Here is an 18,011-nt window from a genome sequence, read left to right as displayed (position 1 = left end):
CAATCGAAATTATAAAAACCTTTTTAATAATGAAATAGACGAGAACCTCAATAGTATTCTCTGCCTGCCCGACGAACCTTTAGCAATATCATTTGCAGGTGTAGTAAAATAGCCTGCTTTTTATCGTCAAAATGCCCCGCCGCTTCCTGGCGCATCAGTTCGAACGATTGTTGGACGTTCCCGGACTGAATTTGATTTAACGGCACTACGGCCGTTGCGGGGTGCGCGTGTGGAAAGGTCAGGAACGAGTCGAGTACATGGCTGGCACCCTTGAAGAAGCTGGGATGAACAAAACAGAAGTGCCCGTCGATGTCACCGGAGAGTGTTCTCCATGCAATGAACTCATCCGGACGAATGAACGCGACATTCCCCGGTCCTAGTACATAGTGATGCACACCGGCAATCAAAAGTCCCTTTCCGGCGGTCACATGAAAAACTTTATAAAAAGGTGCGCATGCTGCCGACAGGTACGCGGCAAGCGCATGTTGTTTCCAGTCCTTAATAATGAAATGATCCGCCTTGAAAGCATACGATCCCCAGCCCGGAAGCGAAATATTAAATGCCCACATATCCATGATGTTCTTCTGACCCACTACACATTGCGTCTCCAGCATTTGCCCCCCGCAAATAAACATCAATAGGCGCGACCACCGCTTATTCCTATCAAAGGGACGCTTGTGACTTTCAAAGATCGACCTGAGCACCGTACATATCCATCTATTGAACGGATTACCAAACTTTGTTACATTAACAGGCCTATAACATGACGAAAACCTATCATCTTTTATCCATCGGATTTCTATTCTGCCTCACTCAATGCGATCCTGAAACGAAGCTCGATAGCGACAATTACAGGAACAGCACAGAGCGGGTGGAAATTTTAAGCCATGCGATAAAGCCCTTTTCAGCCATTAAAGACGCCGAATTTGAATTGTTCAATGTCAACGGATTTAGCAGTCGGTCCCTGTCCGTTCCTGGCGCATCCTCCTGGGACTATAAATTTGTCGTTAAAATAGACACCACTGACGTGTCCAAATGGTGTGCTGGAATGACGGAGGTACCCGCCGATACAGCCAGCCGTCATTGGACGGAAGCCATCACACAACACCGAAAGGTAAACTGGCAGACAACCGACAAACCCCGTTACTATGAACGAACCGGCCAAGGTGTAACGATGATCGTTTACTACAAAGATGGTGTACTATTTAAGAGGGTAATTCAGGACTAAATGATATATCGAGTCCCACAAAGACGGCCTGATAGTAAAAGGATGATTACGATATAAACAGGAGATCCGACCAGTGCTCATCCCATAGTAACATCTCTATTTTTTGCCGGCTCCTTCTGGGTTAACAAGAACTTCAGTTACGAATTATCTTTACAGTAGTCCGGCGGTTTTGCTGGTGCTCTTCCTCGCTTTTTGCATTGCGGATTTTTAGATTGTTTTCACCATAACCAACCGGAACAATTCGTTGGATACTGATTCCCTTCGAGGTGACATAAAGCGCAGCGGCGGTAGCACGTTTTTGGGAAAGCGCCAGGTTCGTGTCTTCGCTTCCTCGACTGTCGGTATGCGAGCCTAGCTCAATCGTTACGGTGGGATTTTTTTGCAGGAAAATAACCAGCTTGTCGAGCTCGGCCGCCGCATCTTTACGAATGTTGGATTTGTTTACATCGTACCGGATATCGAGCTCGATCAGTTGACCGATCTCATTCTTTTCGAATAACGACACCGCTGGCGGAAGCACCTGTTGGCCGCGTGGTGTTACCGCGATGGGCTTTGGCAAAGTTTCCTCGAGGTGAAAGACAATGGTCTCATACGACCGGTACTTTGCCAGGTCGGCCGCGGTCAGGGTAAGATGCTTCGGCTGATAGCCGTCTTTGGTACAGGTTAGGTCGTAACTGCGTTGCCTGTTAAATGGCCGGGTGGCGACCTGGTCCACTGGCAGTGTTATGGGAGCCGCGCCATTTTCGGTGAGTTCAAGTGTGAAATGATCTACCGGTTTACCATCGCTGCGTTGCGCACGGATAGTTAAGTAAAGAGTATAATCTATCGTAAAAGCGTAGAGATTGTCATCTTTTGCGTCGGCACCGCGATTTGAGCTGAAATATCCCTGATCGTTTTTAATAATGAACCCAAAATCGTCTTTTGAAGAATTGATCGGGTAGCCGAGGTTCGAAGGCGACTTGAAGCCGCCGGCTGTTGCCTCGGCCCGGAAGTTATCCAAGCCGCCCAACCCGGCATGTGTCGTGGAAGCAAAGTATAAGTTGCCTTGTTGATCTATATAGGGAAACATTTCGTTCCCTGATGTATTGATGCCAGGACCCAGGTTTATCGGGGCCGACCAATGACCGTTGACGTACCGAGTCCAGTATAAATCGGTACCACCCAATCCCCCGGGCATATCTGACACAAAATATAGCTTGTGATCCGGCGCGAGTGCAGGATGCCCCAGGGAGTAGCCATCGTTATTCAACTCGAAGGGCTGTGCCTTTTGCCACGCGCTGTCTTTCTGCACACTGTAAAAAATGCTGAGCCGTGTGATCCCATCACTGCTTTTTGATGACTTCCCAGATTGATTATTCCGGGTAAAAAATAACGTGTCTCCACGGGAGGAGGCCGTTGCCGGGCCCTCGTGTAACGAGGAGTTTATTTGCTTCGCAAAAGGCAGTGGCAAGTCGGTTAGTTGGATCACATAATATAAATCTATATATGCGGAATTGTCCCAGGCATAGGTCGCCCCGTTTGAGCTGCCGCTTCTGGCCGAACAGAATAAGATACCTCCCTGGTAATAAGCAGGACTGAAGTCTGCCTGCTTTGAATTGAAGGGGAGTGATCGGATGGTATAAAGTGACGAGTCTCTATAAAAATCATTCATTGTTTTGTAACTGGCAATGAGCTTCGCGATGGCGTCGTCAGGTGTCTTTCCCAAATATTTTTTATACCAGACTACAGCCTGCTCATATTTTTTGTTCGCCGCCAGAACTTCTCCGTATTGTCGGAAATAGTTGCCGTCCACGCCGTCCCGCGAACACATTCTGGCAAGCCACTTTTCAGCGTTGGCAGAGTCGTTTAATTTACGGTAACAAACAATTATATTTTTAAGGGCATTAACATTCGCGGTATCCAGGGCCAATATCTTTTCGTAGGCGGCGGCCGCAGATGCATATTGAAACCGATCAAAGTATGTATCTGCTTTTTTAAGATCTGATTGTTGGCCAAGCGTCTGTTGCAGGAAAAGAACCGAAAACAGCAGGAAGAAGAACGTTCTCATGATTCGATGGGAATTAGAAGTAACGAGGCGTCAGAACTCTTTTATGTTTTTCGGCCAGCTCAAACCTGACCATAATTTCATTGTTGCCGGTAGCGTATCTTTTAAAAGATGAAACAATAAGATCATACGCATAGCCAATCCTGAATTTGTCGATCTGGAATTGAAGCGACGTGGTGAACGAGTCATTGGTACGGTATGAAAAGCCGAGGCCGATCTTTTCGTCATACCAGAAGTTGGAGTTGATATCAACCTGAAGCGGCGCTCCCTCGGCGATCTTCACAAGGGTCGAAGGTTTGATTTTAAACATTTCGCCGGCGTCGAACACATATCCGGCGGTTAAAAAGTAGTGGCGATACTGGTGTGCTTGTTCTCCGTTTGTATCCTTGATGCCATCGAGCTGCTGATTAATAAAATGTGGGCAGGAAATACCGGCATAAAACTTTTCTGAATAATAATAAAAGCCTGAACCGAAGTTGAATACAGTGTGGTTTGTATTTTCCGTAAAGGAGTTGTCAGTGGTATTCTGAGGGTTGGTTACGACCGACGAATAATCCGCCGAAAACTTATTCATACCCGCCTGTATACCCATAGAAAGCGTACCCGTTTCAAACCGGATGCGGTACGCGTAGAGCGCGTTGATATTCAGGTTCTGCATAACGCCGATCTTATCGTTTATGACGGAGAGGCCCAGCCCGACCCTTTTATTCCAGAACGGCGCGTCGACATTCAGCGTCAGTGTCTCCGGCGCGCCTTTAATACCTGCCCATTGCTTGCGGTACAGGGCGGTAGCACTCAGCGTTTCGGCGCTTCCGGCTACCGCCGGATTAATGGCTAGGCCATTGTACATAAATAACGAATACGTAGGGTCCTGCTGCGCCTGCACGCTATACGCAACCGTCATAAAAAGAAGCGCTAGCATTTTTCCGGTATTGTGTCGCATGGTATTCATCTTGTTATACTTGGTTCGGTTAAATATCATTTTCTTTTTATGGTCATGTAGCGTACCAACGGCTTGTCACCGTTGTTCAGGTCGATGGCATAGAAATAGGTTCCGTCAGGAAGTTTGTCGCCGAGAACAATCCCGCGGGTAGCAAGCCCGTCCCAGTCATTTTTATATTCGTCTGCCTGATATACCAGCTCACCCCAGCGATTGTATACCTGTAAGGTCACCTTCTTATTTTCGATGCCTTGAATAATAAAAGTATCGTTGACGCCATCTCCATCCGGCGAAAAACCCTCCGGTATAAAAAAGCCTCCCGTTGGCGGTGTAAACGTGATGCTGAGGGAATTCGAAGCGGGTTCCCCGTTCAGGCTGTAGGACAGTATCGCTTCGCCGGGTGTTGCAGACGACGTAAGGACGGCCGTATACGTTCCGTCCTGGTGGTCGGTGACGTCGGAAACTACACCAGCGGTTGTGCTGATTGCGATTTCAACACCGCTGACCATGTTGCCGTCGCTGTCTTTTACGGTAATCGTAATGATAGACGTGCTGGCACCATCTGCGGGAAGGGTCAGCTGATCGGCCGTGATAGTACTGATAAGCGTTTCGTCTGGTAGCATGGTGAACGTAACCGTGGCATCGTCTGTCATGCCGACATTATTTACGGTTCCCGTAATGATACTTTGACCCGGTTGAAGAGACGACGTGAGTACCGCCGAATAGGTGCCGTCGCCGTTGTCGGTTATGGCGGAGAGTGTTCCCAGGGTTGAAGCGAGTGCGACGGTGTTGCCGCCCGAAGTAAGCGGATCGTCCGCGGCATCTTTTAGTTGTACGGTGATCAGGCTTGTGGAAGTCCCGTCCGCAGCAATCGAGGTGGGAGACGCTGTGATCGTAGACGTTACCGCACTGGCTAAACGATCTGTGATGAAGATCGTTTCTGTATCGGTTATCGCGACGGCATTTACAGTCCCTGAGATAACGGCCATACCCGTGGAGAGCGATGACGTAAACGTAGCAGTATATGTTCCATCGCCATGATCCGTCACACCTGTAAGCGTACCCAGCGTTGTCGACAGGGCCACATCGTCACCACCCACGGTAAGATTATTGCCACTGGCATCTTTCAGTTGGATAGTAATCATGGTGGTCGTGGCGCCATCCGCCAGCACGGATGTTACAGAAGAGGTTATCGTAGACGTGGCTGCACTGGCTGCACCGGGCGTGAAGGCTACAACTTCGTCGTCGGTTAGCGCTACGCCGTCAACGCTACCGGTGATCGTGGCGTTTCCTGCGGTTTCCGATGATGTTAGCGTGGCTGTATACGTTCCGTCTCCATGATCGGTCACAGCGCTGAGGGTCCCCGAAGTTCCCGACACCACCACGGTAGCACCACCGGCTGTCAGATTATTGCCGTTGGCATCTTTCAGTTGGATAGTAATGGTGGACGTGCTGGCCCCGTCGGCCGTGATGGATGTCGGTGAGGCGGCCAGGGTCGACGTGGCTGCGCTCGCGGCACCCGGCACGAAAGTCACTACCTCGGTATCGGTTATCCCTCCCCCGTCGATCGTACCCGTAATCGTAGTACTTCCGGTAGTGACCGGTGCGGTTAATGTCGCCGTATAGGTCCCATCGCCATTGTCGGTTAGGGAGGATAACGTTCCGGAAGTTGCCGTCAGGGCGACAGCCACGCCACCGGCGGTGAGGTTATTTCCATTGGCATCTTTCAGCTGCACGGTAATGGTAGTGGTCGTGACGCCGTCCGCTACGATCGAAGAGGACGAAGCGGTGATCGTTGACGTCGCGACACTGGCTGCGCCAGAGATAAAGGCTACTATTTCGTTGTCGGTTATTGTAACACCACCGACGGTGCCGGTGATCGTGGCATTTCCGGTGGTGGTGGAAGAGGTCAACGTGGCGGTATAAGTACCATTTCCATTATCGGTTACAGAAGAAAGCGATCCGGAAGTCGTGGTTAGTGCAACGGTGGCGCCACCAGTGGTGAGGTTATTTCCATCAGCGTCTTTCAGTTGAATCGTAATGGTAGACGTGCTGGATCCGTTCGCCGTGATCGATGTAGGCGACGCCGCAAGGATTGATGTCGCCGCGCTGGCTGCTCCTGGCGTGAAGGTTACGACCTCGTTGTCGGTTATTGGGACTGCATCGATCGTGCCGGTGATCGTAGCGTTTCCTGAAATCGTTGGGGCGGTCAACGTCGCGGTGTAGGTCCCGTTTCCAGCGTAAGTCACCGCACTCAACGTTCCGTCCGTTGTTGCCAATACGACGGCGGCACCGCCACCCGTGGTGAGGTTATTGCCATGGATATCCTTCAGCTGGACTGTAATGGTGGAAGTACTGGCTCCATTCGCGGTGATCGATGTTGGCGAGGCCGTAATGGTTGACGTTGCTATACTTGCTGTACCGGGGCTGAACGTTATCACTTCGTTGTCGAGGATGGCGACACCGCCAACAGTACCTGTAACGGTCGAATTTCCGGCGGTTGTTGATGAAGTTAATGTAACCGTGTACGTTCCGTTTCCATTGTCAGTTACGGTGCTGAGGGTCCCGTCAGTTGCTGCTAACGTTACGGTAGCGCCACCCGTTGTAAGATTGTTGCCGTTGGCATCTTTCAACTGAACAGTAACGATAGAAGTGCTGGATCCATTGGCGGTTAAGGATGTTGGCGAGGCGGTAATGGTTGACGTTGCTGTGCTGACCGCTCCCGGCGTGAATGCCACCATTTCGTTGTCGGTAATCGCGACACCACCAAGGGTACCCGTGACCGTGGAGCTTCCGGCGGTCGTTGAAGAAGTTAATGTAGCTGTGTACGTTCCGTTTCCGTTATCGGTTATGGAAGAAAGCGATCCGGAAGTTGTTGCCAGTGCCACCGTTGCGCCACCGGTTGTGAGATTGTTACCGTTTGTATCTTTCAACTGGACGGTAATGATAGAAGTGCTGCTTCCGTTAGCGGTGATCGATGTTGGCGAAGCCGTGATAGTCGAAGTTGCCACACTGGCGATACCGGAGGTGAACGTTACCACCTCCGTATCGGCAATGGCCACACCGCCGATGGCACCTGTGATCGTCGAATTTTCTGCTGTCGTGGACGAAATTAAGCTGGCGGTATAAGTCCCATTCCCGTTGTCGGTTACAGCGCTGATGGTTCCGGCAGTTGCTGCTAATGTGACTGTAGCGCCACCGGTTGTAAGATTGTTACCATTCGCGTCTTTCAGTTGAACCGTAATGACAGAGGTGCTGGACCCGTTCGCTGTTATCGACGTCGGCGAAGCAACGATCGTTGAGGTTGCTACACTGGCTGCACCAGGCGCAAAGGTGACTACTTCGTTGTCGGTGATGGCAACACCACCGATGGTGCCGGTAATGGTGGAGGTTCCTGCCGTAATCGCAGAAGTCAACGTAGCAGTGTACGTGCCATTACCATTGTCGGTTACAGCGCCCAGGGTTCCAGTCGTTGTTGACAATACTACGGTAGAGCCGCCAGTTGTCAGGTTATTGCCGTTGACATCTTTCAGTTGAACAGTGATCGTAGAAGTACTGGATCCATTGGCGGTTATGGATGTCGGTGAGGCCGTAATAGTCGAAGTTGCTGTGCTGGCTATACCCGGTGTGAAGGTCACAACTTCGTTATCGGTGATGGCGACGCCACCAATGGTACCTGTGATAGTAGAGTTTCCTGCTGTAGTCGAAGAGGTTAAGGTAGCTGTATAGGTTCCGTTTCCATTGTCAGTTACTGCACTGAGGGTTCCGGATGTTCTCACCAGCGTCACAGCAGCACCTCCTGACGTAAGATTATTGCCATTGGCGTCTTTTAGTTGAACAGTAATTGTAGACGTACTGATTCCGTTGGCCGTGATGGATGTTGGTGAAGCCGTAATGGTCGAAGTTGCCGCGCTGGCTGCGCCTGGCGTGAAGGCGACTACTTCGTTCTCGGTGATGGTGACACCACCGATGGTTCCGGTGACCGTGGAGTTCCCTACCGTAGTCGAAGAGGTCAGCGTAGCGGTATAGGTTCCGTTTCCGTTATCGGTTACTGTACTCAATGTTCCTGCTGTTGTTGCTAACACGACAGCGGCGCCACTGGTTGTGAGGTTATTGCCATTGGCATCTTTCAGCTGAACGGTAATAATAGAAGTACTGGATCCATTGGCAGTTATCGACGTTGGCGAAGCAACGATCGTTGAAGTGGCTACGCTGGCTGCTCCCGGTGCAAAGGTGACTACTTCGTTATCGGTGATGGCGACACCACCAACGGTGCCTGTGACAATAGAGCTCCCTGCTATAGTCGAAGAGGTCAGCGTAGCGGTATAGGTTCCGTTTCCATTGTCAGTTACTGCACTGAGAGTTCCGGATGTTCTCGCCAGTGTCACCGTAGCACCCCCTGTCGTAAGATTATTGCCGTTGGCGTCTTTTAGCTGAACGGTGATCGTAGAAGTGCTGGATCCATTGGCAGTTATGGATGTTGGTGAGGCCGTAATAGTCGAAGTTGCTATACTCCCTGCTCCCGGCGTGAAGATGACTACTTCGTTGTCGGTGATGGCGACACCCCCAATGGTACCTGTGATAGTAGAGTTCCCTGCTGTAGTCGAAGATGTTAAGGTGGCTGTATAGGTTCCATTTCCATTATCGGTTACAGCGCTTAAGGTTCCGGATGTCCGTACCAACACTACCGTAGCACCACCTGTGGTGAGGTTATTGCCATTGGCGTCTTTTAATTGGACAGTAATTGTAGATGTACTGATTCCGTTGGCCGTGATGGATGTTGGCGAAGCCGTAATGGTCGAAGTTGCCACGCTGGCTGCTCCCGGCGTGAAGGCGACTACTTCGTTGTCGGTGATGGTGACACCACCGACGGTGCCTGTGACAGTAGAGTTCCCTGCTGTGGTCGAAGACGTTAAGGTGGCTGTATAAGTTCCGTTTCCATTATCAGTTACTGCACTGAGGGTTCCGGATGTTCTCGCCAGTGTCACAGTAGCTCCTCCTGCCGTAAGATTATTGCCATTGGCGTCTTTTAATTGGACGGTAATTGTAGATGTACTGATTCCGTTGGCCGGGATGGATGTTGGCGAAGCCGCAATGATTGAAGTTGCCGTGCTGGCTGCTCCTGGTGTGAAGGTAACTACTTCGTTGTCGGTGATAGTAACACCCCCGATGGTTCCGGTGATCGTGGAGGCCCCTGCTGTAGTCGAAGAGGTCAGCGTAGCGGTGTAGGTTCCGTTGCCGTTGTCGGTTACTGCACTCAGTGTTCCTGCTGTTGTTGCTAACACGACAGCAGCGCCTCCGGTTGTGAGATTGTTGCCGTTCGCATCTTTCAGCTGAACCGTAATTGTAGAAGTACTGGATCCGTTGGCGGTTATCGATGCTGGCGAAGCAATGATCGTTGAGGTTGCTACGCTAGCTACACCAGGCGTAAAGGTGACTACTTCATTGTCGGTGATAGTAACACCCCCGATGGTGCCAGTGATCGTGGAGTTGCCTGCTGTAGTCGAAGACGTTAAGGTAGCTGTATAGGTTCCGTTCCCATTGTCAATTACTGCACTGAGGGTTCCTGATGTTCTCGCCAGTGTGACAGTCGCTCCTCCTGTTGTAAGATTATTGCCATTGGCATCTTTCAGCTGGACTGTGATGGTCGATGTACTCGATCCGTCGGCGACTATGGATGTTGGCGAAGCGGTAATGATTGACGTCGCGATGCTGGCTGCACCGGGCGTGAAGGTGACTACTTCGTCATCTGTGATGGCGACACCGCCAACAATACCGGTGATGGAGGAATTTCCGGCAATCGTAGAAGAGGTGAGGGTAGCCGTGTAGGTTCCGTTGCCGTTGTCAGTTACCGGGCTGAGGGTTCCAGACGTTCTCGCTAGTGTAACCGTGGCACCACCGCTCGTCAGGTTATTTCCGGTAGCATCTTTCAGCTGGACTGTAATGGTAGATGTAGCTACCCCGTTAGCCAGTATGGACGTCGGTGATGCGGTGATGATTGAAGTAGTGGCATCGGCGGGACCTGGTACGAATGTTACAACCTCATTATCTGTAATCGCAACACCACCGATTATTCCCGTGATCGTAGCGATGCCGGGCGTCGCTTCAGCGGTGAGAATTGCCGTGTAGGTTCCGTCACCATTGTCGGTGATGGAGGAGAGTGTTCCCGCGGTGCTTGACAGCCCTACTACGGCGCCTCCCGTTGCCAGGTTTGTGCCCCCGGCATCCTTCAGTTGTATAGTGATGAGCGACGTGCTTACGCCATTGGCCGTGATCGATGCGGACGCCGCGGTTATCGTTGACGTCGCTGTGCTGGGAATCCCGCTGGAAACAAACGTGACGATTTCTGTATCCGTAATGGGGCTGCCATTTAAGGACCCGGAGATTGTAGCGGTTGCCGGCGAAACGGTGGACGTTAGCGTGGCTGAAAAGGTACCGTCTCCATTATCCGTGAGCGTGGAAAGTGTTCCTGCTGTTGTAGACAGGAGCGGGGTACAGGCGCTGGTCGTTAAGTCGTTTTCGGCGGCGTCCTTTAATTGTACAATGATAAACGCTGCGCTGGTACCATTCGCAGCAATGGATGACGGCGTGGCGGTGATGAGCGTTTTGCTCACAGAAGCTACGCTAAACTTAATAGACGGACTGGGAAAATTTAGACATGGTCCGCTTGTCACCGATCTTCGGATATACGTGGTGGCTGCGGTAACAGGCGGGTCATAATGCTGGGCGGTAGCAAGGTTTATGTTGTTGAATACCATGTCGTCGGTACTGCTTTGCCATTGATAGGCATAGGTGCCTGTTCCACCGGTAGGTAAAGATCCGGTGATCGTCAGCGGGTCACCTGTAATACAAAAGGAGGTGACTGCCGGCGCTGTGATCGTATTGGTCAGGTCCGTCGGTTGTATGGTAATCGTGACGGAAGGACTGTTGCTGGCGCATCCGCCGCTGGAAACGGTTCTCCTGAAATATGTCGTTGCCAACACAGCCGGCGGATCATAATGCTGCGACGTCGCATCGGCGATATCGTTGAAAAGAATATTGTCCGCACTGGACTGCCACTGATATGTATACGTTCCGTTGCCTCCAGACGGTGCCGAGCCGGTGATCTCGGTGGCGTCACCATTCCCACAAAACGAGGTGACCGCCGGCACGGTTAATGTATTCGTAGCGATGACCGGCGTGACCGTTACGGCATGCGTTGACGTCAGTGTGCTGGCGCAGGGCACCGCAGATATTTTAACGGCTTTCACCGATAAAGTAGTGGAGGACGTCAATACTCCTGAGGTTAGAGTAATGGAACTTCCGGTGCCTATTTTCGCAGAACCGGAGCTACTGCTGCCGTCAAATAGCTGATAGGTTACGCCGCTTTCGGGACTGGTAATCGTGACGGTAGCGGTGGTCCCCGCACAAATGGCAGAAGAAGGAGAAATTGTCAACCCCGTGGATGGCGCCGCGCATTGCACGACTACCGCCGTGCTGGCCGGGCTTTCACAATTTGATCCAATGGTGACGGTTGCCGTGACGGATGCGCCCGCATAAATTTCAGTCGCCGGAAAAGCCGGGCTATAGCTCCATGTACTTCCTGTCACCGTGGCGGTGCCCAGGAATGACCCATCTGCATATACGTTTACCGTTCCCGGCGTGGACAATGTGCCCGTGATAGGAGTTTGATTTTCGACGATCGGCCCGGTTACAGTTAACCCGGCGTTGCTGGAGACGCCTTTTATCGTAACGCTGTTCGACGGGGCACTTTGTGTTTTCCCCACAGCCGTTGCCCTCGCTGTAATGGTTGTTCCTGAAGCGATGGTCAATCCTGTGACAGTCCATGTGCCTGTGGCCAGGGTTGTAGTAGAACCCAGCAAGGTAACCCCATTATATACCTGAATGGTCGTTCCGGTTGCTTCCACCGACGTTCCGGACACAGCAGAGATGGTACTGGCCGTACAATACGAGCCAGTGATGATAGGTGCCAACGTCGCGCCGCCCGATGGCGACGTGACGGTTACTGTATTGGAAGCGTTCGAAAGGCAGTTCGTTCCTGAAATGGCTTTCGCCGTGATCGCCTGCCCGATGGCAAAGGTTAGCCCGGTAATGGTCCAGCTTGTTCCGGAAGCGGTGGCTCTTCCAATAGCAGTGGTACCCGCATACAGCTCAATAACGGCCCCTGATACGGATGTTCCGGTTACGGAAGTTGTGCTGGTCGTAATAGGACTCGTTGTTATGACCGGTGCCGCGGTCTGAGTGGGTGATGATCCGACGCAGACATATAGTCCACTTGATTCGCATTTTGAAGGTTCGGTCTGGGTGACCCGGTATCCTCCCGAGAGTGAGTTGGTACCACCATTACAGCTTCCTGTATTTCCATTATTCTTCCAGCAAAACGTGCCATCGCTTGCCACGGTAGCACTGGAGACCGGGTTTGGCGTTAGAGCAACACCATTTTGGTAGATTTTTATGGTTGCTCCGACGACACCACTTCCGCCGATGTTTTTTGCGCTGGTGTTCGTGGCATTGATAGTAACGTCGGCAGAACAGCTAATCGCTACAATGACATTGCTGCAGTTTATAACGGATTCCGTTTTGCCAGGTGCCGTTGCTGACGCGGTGATGACATCATTCGCAATAAGGCCGGAGACGCCCGACAGTGTCCAGGCGCCGGAGCTTACCGTCGTCGTATTTAATACGGTGCCATTTTTATAGACCTTAATGATAGTCCCGTTGACTTCGGAAGAAGTTCCACCAATGCTCGTTGAATTAACGTTCAGTGAACTGGTTATGGAGGGGCATGAAGTTCTGTCGGCAGGGAAGCCGGTATTAATTCCGGTTACCGGCGTTGGGTAAAAATTGTTAATGATTGCCTGAAAGATATTGTCGTAGTTATACCCATAGGCGGCATCGTCAATCCCGCCCACATCTGACTGAGCATTGTTCCCGACGGCCGGAGATGGGTTCATGGTTGTGATCGCCAGCATCCGCAGCGGCGTTGCCGTCGTGACAGACGGGAAGTTTGCCGTAATCGCCGCGAACGGAATAAAAAAGTCATAGAAGTAGTCGGGCGTTCCGCAGTTTGTTGTTAATGCGATGGACTTCTGCGCATAATTATCGTACGGAAAGCTTGTTTTTAATGACGGGGTAGTCGTGCCGTCAACAGCATATAGCCCTACAAAAAAATTGGTCTGCAGGGAAATCTCTATTTCAAACCCGGGGTTTCCGACGACGGCGTTGGGGTCGGCATTGGGGCCGCTAAATCCAAATTTTTGATCGGTGTCGATCAGGATGCTATATCCTTTTGAATTGGGAGCTGTATTTCCGATCCTCATCCGGTAGAGCAGATTGGTGCCGTCGAAATAGGTTAGCTCCGGATCCTCTACTCCCGAGTCAACAAAATCCGTAAATCCACAGTCCGGGCCCGGACCTGGATCAGCCGTGGGCTCCACAGATGGCACTGGAATTGGTTTGTATGGAATTTCACTTTGCACCTGATCATTGGTTGTAAAACCGAAAGTTGTCGCAGACGTGTAGCCATCTCCGTTAGGATCCAGTATGGGCGATCCGGTACCTGCAGTTTTATAGATTAAACCTGCGGTCTGGCTAAAGGAAGGGAGCGTACTAAAAATCAAAGTGGCAAGCAGGAGAGAATACCTGGATACGTGCATGGTGATAATAGGTGATGTTAGCGTTGCATCAAAGACTCATGAGAAGATACAATGAAAATAGAATACGAAATAAGAACCCCGCATTTTTTGTGACATGCAAGGATTTTTTCACACAGTGTATTTCTATAATTGTCAAATTGTCCTCTATAAGTCAGTAGCACTACTTACGTGTAGGACGGTATATATATTCATAAAATAGATTTTTGCTAAGGTGATAAATAAGGGTATCATATACACATCGGCATTCCATAGGCTGATGCAGGTTACAGTAAGTACGTATCACGCCGCGGCGATGCGCAAACGTTATGGTGACGAGTATTCCGGTTCGATGTATGCTGGTTCAGAAAAAATAATTGTCTCTTTGACAGAGAGCATCCTGCTGATCCCGCTACTGATAACGACGTAATTTTATAGCGCGAAATTTTTGTAATAGCTTCGAACTGAACGAATAATGCAACATGGATTTTTTCCTGTGATGGAGGGTATGCTTACACACAACAACGGAAAAACGCCAATGAATACTTAAAAAGTACGGCAGATGTCTCTATATTCTACGGCACGTTTTACCGCGGGCTAAATGGAGCCACTACCCTTTCTTCTTCCCCTTCGATTTATTCTTCTGTTGACCGGGCGCATACGGCGCAGCAGACTTACTACCCGTGACCTTTTTCACCTGCCCGGGAGGCGGGTTAGTTACTTTCTTCGCCTGGCCTGGCGGCACTTTAGTCGTGCGACACGATGAGAGTACAAGCAAAACCGAAATAGCAAAGAGGAACACTTTTCTCATGATTCAAACTTAATTGCACGCAAAGATACAGGACATTTAGCGTGAAAGAATCAGAAAGTAAGTAATTCATTTGAAATCAAGAAAATAGTTCTGCCGGCGATCACAAAAAAGAAAGACACTTCTTGCAGCAAAGAGCTGAACAACATAACATCTACTGCGCGTTAACTGAAAGTTTATAGCCAACGCCATGAATGGTAACAATGGAAACAGCCGGGTCTTCCTTCAGTAATTTCCGAAGCCGTGAAATAAACACGTCCATGCTCCGGCCAACGAAATAGCCTTCATCTTCCCAGATTGCTTTCTGTATGGCATCGCGCGAGATGACCTGGTTCTGATTTACACAGAATAACTTCAGCAGCTTTGCTTCCTTGTAGGTAAGCTCCACCACACCGGCTTTAGACGTGATCTGCTGATTGGTAAAATCATAGGCGAGGGAGCCCAGGGCGTATACCTGCGACGCATCCGTAACAACGGATTTTTCTTCTTTCCTATTGGTAAGCATCAGGCAATAGGCTACGCCCGTGATCGATAGGCCATTCAGCAGCACAAGCCACCACATATTCTCCGTGGTGGCAGCCTCCGTTGTATGTTCATAGAACTTAGCCGTGAAATCCATCGGAACACTTATCTGCTCACGTCCCAGGCAAACCGGTGTGCCTTCCGAACGAATACCGTTAGCATAGAGATTGCCGAACAACAATGAATCAAACCGGTGATCGTATACTGCCAATTCGAAGGGCGCTAATATGGCGTGGGAACGAAACTCTGTTTTAACCAGCGAGTCCAGGACGTTGTAGGAAATCGGCGCGTCTAATTGTACGCGGTATGTGCTGAGCGAAAGTTGCTTCACAGGCCTGATGCGCTGCGTAGGCCGTCCTTCGCTGGTCAGAAGTTTATCACTCACGCTTCGTAGTGCCAAATTGATCGTTGCCGCGGAAGGCGCAACGCCTACGGACCGCCGGGTAAGGTGGAACAATTGAAAGATCAACAGCCCCGCCAACACGACAATGGCAACGGTAAGAAAAGGGCGATATCGTTTAATGGAACGGAGGTACACCATGCTTTTACGATGTTAACGAGAAACAAGAAAACAAAGATACGGGCTTAACGGATGCGTTTAGAAGGTTTTACATTTCATTAACATCATTTTACATGCGTTTTACAAAGAAGGTAACGTGTGTGGATAGGTTTGGCTATACAAAAACAAACCGTATGAAAGCGAAACGTATCAAAGTTCTTTTAGCCGCGCTCGTGCTGGCCACAACCGGCTTTTGTCAACCGCCAAAAAACGAGGCAGGTGTGTTTTTAACAACCGACCAGGGTGAAACCTGGAAACCCGCCAGCACAGGTCTCCCGGACGATGCTAATATCAGCTCGTGGGTAGTAACCCGGAACAATGCAATAGTGATGACTACCCTGAATTATGGGGTTTTCAAATCGTTCGATGGAAAATCGTGGAATCGCGCCGGACATGGGTTGCCGAAGGACATCTTAACCTCATCCATTGCCGATCATAGTAACATGCTTTTTATTGGAAGCTTTGGAAAGGGCATTTTTTCGTCGCGCGATCATGGAAACTCATGGAAAGAATCCAGCACCGGGCTCAAGACGCTGAACATACATTGTTTCTACGCACAGGATAACACACTGTTTGCCGGTACAGACAAGGGCATTTATGCGTCCAGAAACGAGGGAACATCGTGGACACATATCACCGGAAACATGCGGGTCAACGATTTTAGAGAAGCCGACGGCGTACTGTTTGCCAGCACAAATCTCGGCGAATTGCGTTCCGAAGATCGTGGCGAGTCGTGGAGTGCACCGTATGCTCATTGCACCGACAGCACAAAATCTCTTTCCAGAAATGACGGTGACAGTGTCTATCTGGGCCAGGTCAATGACAAGAGATCATTCATGCCTGACATGCTGTCCGCGTCCCATACCTTCCGCATCACGCCCGCGAGCCCCCCTGTTTTGCTGACCCCATGGAAGAATTCTTTCCGTTCCCTACGTGAAAATCGGCCATTCCAAAACACCGGCCTTCCCGCCGATATGTCTTTCAACAATATACTCGTAACGCCGTTTGGAATATTAGTCGCCCGCAAGAACGGCGGCTGCTGAAAATAAAGTAGCAGACCCGGTCCGGGGCCTGCTACTTTTAGCCTTAAATAAATTTCTATGGCTGCTGGTTGTTTGTCCCACTCCGGAGTGGGAGCAACCTAACTTGGTTTTCTGGATCAAGGTGTTTTTCATCACCAGGTCCTTTTTTTCATGAAGACATCAAGCTCGGACCGTGACATCGGGAGCTTATCAGGGTTCTGGTCGAGCCATTGCAGGAAATCTTTCTTGATGTCGTCAGACCACTGCTGATCGATCTGGCCAGCAGTATATTTTCCCTCGCGGAGACGCTGGTGGCCGAACATATCGCGTAAGGCAATAAACTCCGCGTTAATCACGACATCCTCTACCATGTGGGCCGGAATAAATACAATACCTCCTTTTTTTGCCAGCACAGCATCACCAGGAAGCACGGTAGCCCGCCCAATACGAATGGGAACATTGATCCCTCCCAACATCATCTCCTGAATGTAGGAAGGATCATACCCCTTAACCCACGCGTTGAAGCCCTCGATCTTCTCGAGGCCCTCGGCATCGCGAACCGATCCATAAAAGATAACGCCATTCTTTGATTTAGTATAGATGGAGTTTCCCAAGTTATCGCCGATCAGGGTACCGTCAATAATTTTCCCGTAACCATCTGCCACATAAATATCCCCTGGCTTAAGCATGTCGATTGCCCAAGAGTTAAATCCGCCAATGCGTTTCTCCGCTTTTCCTTTCGCTTTGATGGCGTTATCGTAATCCTGCCGTTTGGGTAGATACTGTACCGTGAGTGCGCGGCCTACAAGCGTCTGTCCAGGCTTTAGAATCATCCAATCGCCTTCGAATTGATTGTTGTACCCGGCATTACGAAGCACACCCCATGCTTCTTCAAGTGAAATATTTTTCAGTCGCGCCAGGAGGCGATCCGGTACATTGGGGCGTCCGTCGGATAAGCGTTCGTCCTTCCATTCTGACGTCAATGCAATAACCTGTTCGCGCGAAAGCGCCACCTGCTGAGCAACCGCCTGCCTACTGACGAAAAGTACAAAAACAATTAGTATTGACAGGGTAAACAATCGATAGCTCGAAAATGTGGAAAGCGGACTGGTCTTTTTTGAGCGCGTTGATGCTTTATTTAAGCGTATCATAAGATTGACGTTAAATGATTGTCTTACTAAATATTTAGTGATGTTAACAAGTATTTAGGATAATTCACCGCCGGCTATGGAAATGTTACCGGAAGGACCTGTGTG

General features: G+C 50.3%; 9 protein-coding genes. 2 read left to right on the top strand and 7 right to left on the bottom strand.

Annotated features, from left to right (window positions below):
* Positions 1-47: 47 nt before the first annotated feature.
* The gene (locus K7P01_RS14285) at positions 48-614 is read right to left on the bottom strand and encodes a hypothetical protein (protein ID WP_267294088.1); all 567 of its coding nucleotides are present in this window, start codon (positions 612-614) and stop codon (positions 48-50) included.
* A 149-nt stretch (positions 615-763) separates the two neighbouring features.
* Between K7P01_RS14285 and K7P01_RS14280 the strand changes: the two genes are divergently transcribed.
* Complete coding sequence (locus tag K7P01_RS14280) at positions 764-1,228, top strand: hypothetical protein (RefSeq protein ID WP_267294086.1); 465 nt, start codon at positions 764-766, stop codon at positions 1,226-1,228.
* Positions 1,229-1,361: 133 nt separating this feature from the next.
* On the opposite strand, the gene K7P01_RS14275 is transcribed toward K7P01_RS14280, so the two are convergent.
* The 5 genes from K7P01_RS14275 to K7P01_RS14255 all read right to left on the bottom strand — a co-directional run bounded on the left by K7P01_RS14275 (position 1,362) and on the right by K7P01_RS14255 (position 15,715).
* Positions 1,362-3,275 carry an OmpA family protein gene (locus K7P01_RS14275; RefSeq protein WP_267294084.1) on the bottom strand — a complete coding sequence of 638 codons (1,914 nt, stop codon included), beginning with the start codon at positions 3,273-3,275 and terminating at the stop codon, positions 1,362-1,364.
* Positions 3,276-3,288: 13 nt separating this feature from the next.
* Complete coding sequence (locus K7P01_RS14270; protein ID WP_267294082.1) at positions 3,289-4,254, bottom strand: PorP/SprF family type IX secretion system membrane protein; 966 nt, start codon at positions 4,252-4,254, stop codon at positions 3,289-3,291.
* Positions 4,251-13,658: an invasin domain 3-containing protein gene (locus K7P01_RS14265; RefSeq protein ID WP_267294080.1), complete on the bottom strand. Its 9,408-nt coding sequence runs from the start codon at positions 13,656-13,658 to the stop codon at positions 4,251-4,253. The genes K7P01_RS14270 and K7P01_RS14265 overlap by 4 nt, the downstream gene beginning before the upstream one ends.
* Before the next feature lie 796 nt (positions 13,659-14,454).
* A complete protein-coding gene (locus K7P01_RS14260) occupies positions 14,455-14,655 on the bottom strand; it encodes a hypothetical protein (protein WP_267294078.1) in 201 nt (66 codons plus the stop codon).
* A gap of 151 nt (positions 14,656-14,806) precedes the next feature.
* Positions 14,807-15,715 carry a winged helix-turn-helix domain-containing protein gene (locus tag K7P01_RS14255; protein WP_267294076.1) on the bottom strand — a complete coding sequence of 303 codons (909 nt, stop codon included), beginning with the start codon at positions 15,713-15,715 and terminating at the stop codon, positions 14,807-14,809.
* Positions 15,716-15,867: 152 nt separating this feature from the next.
* Here K7P01_RS14255 and K7P01_RS14250 point away from each other — a divergent pair, with 152 nt between their 5' ends.
* Entirely contained in the window at positions 15,868-16,776 is a 909-nt protein-coding gene (locus K7P01_RS14250) for a WD40/YVTN/BNR-like repeat-containing protein (RefSeq protein WP_267294074.1), read from the top strand.
* A 131-nt stretch (positions 16,777-16,907) separates the two neighbouring features.
* Here K7P01_RS14250 and K7P01_RS14245 read toward each other — a convergent pair whose 3' ends face one another.
* Positions 16,908-17,906, bottom strand: a complete 999-nt coding sequence (locus tag K7P01_RS14245) for an RraA family protein (protein ID WP_267294072.1) — start codon at positions 17,904-17,906, stop codon at positions 16,908-16,910.
* Positions 17,907-18,011 lie beyond the last annotated feature (105 nt).

The sequence above is a fragment of the Parachryseolinea silvisoli genome, assembly GCF_021190955.1.
GTDB lineage: Bacteria > Bacteroidota > Bacteroidia > Cytophagales > Cyclobacteriaceae > Ohtaekwangia > Ohtaekwangia silvisoli.
The sequence above is the reverse complement of the archived record's forward strand: the minus strand, read 5'-3'. Positions and strand labels throughout refer to the sequence as shown.